General features: G+C 46.5%; 1 rRNA gene. It reads left to right on the top strand.

What is annotated here, in order from left to right:
- Positions 1-1,023: ribosomal RNA gene (locus KJQ99_RS09415) — 23S ribosomal RNA — on the top strand; the annotation flags it as partial.

Below are 1,023 nucleotides of genomic sequence, written 5' to 3'. Positions count from 1 at the left end.
GTAGGGCGAGACACGTGAAATCTTGTCTGAAGCTGGGTCGACCACGATCCAACCCTAAATACTAATGTCTGACCGATAGTGTACAAGTACCGTGAGGGAAAGGTGAAAAGAACTGAGGTGATCAGAGTGAAATAGAACCTGAAACCATTTGCTTACAATCATTCAGAGCCCTATGTAGCAATACAGGGAGATGGACTGCCTTTTGCATAATGAGCCTGCGAGTTGTGGTGTCTGGCAAGGTTAAGCTAACGTGAAGCCGTAGCGAAAGCGAGTCTTAATAGGGCGATAAGTCAGATGCTGCAGACCCGAAACGAAGTGATCTATCCATGAGCAGGTTGAAGCTAGTGTAAGAACTAGTGGAGGACCCAACCGACGGCCATTGAAACGGCTCCGGATGACTTGTGGATAGGGGTGAAAGGCCAATCAAACTTCGTGATAGCTGGTTCTCTCCGAAATATATTTAGGTATAGCGTTGTGTAGTAGCTATAAGGGGTAGAGCACTGAATGGGCTAGGGCATACACCAATGTACCAAACCCTATCAAACTCCGAATACTTATAGTGTAATCACAGCAGTCAGGCGGCGAGTGATAAAATCCGTCGTCGAGAGGGGAACAACCCAGACTACCAGCTAAGGTCCCTAAATCTTATTTGAGTGGAAAACGATGTGAAGTTACTTTAACAACCAGGAGGTTGGCTTAGAAGCAGCCATCCTTTAAAGAAAGCGTAATAGCTCACTGGTCTAGTGATTTTGCGCGGAAAATATAACGGGGCTAAAATAAGTACCGAAGCTGTAGACCCAAGCCTAGCTTGGGTGGTAGGAGAGCGTTCTATAGGCGTTGAAGATGTACCGGTAAGGAGCGTTGGAGCGTATAGAAGTGAGCATGCAGGCATGAGTAGCGATAATTAATGTGAGAATCATTAACGCCGTAAACCCAAGGTTTCCTACGCGATGCTCGTCATCGTAGGGTTAGTCGGGTCCTAAGCAAAGTCCGAAAGGGGTATGCGATGGAAAATTGGTTAAT

The organism is Campylobacter sp. 2018MI13 (assembly GCF_018501135.1).
Classification (GTDB): Bacteria; Campylobacterota; Campylobacteria; order Campylobacterales; family Campylobacteraceae; genus Campylobacter_E.
The sequence above is the reverse complement of the archived record's forward strand: the minus strand, read 5'-3'. Positions and strand labels throughout refer to the sequence as shown.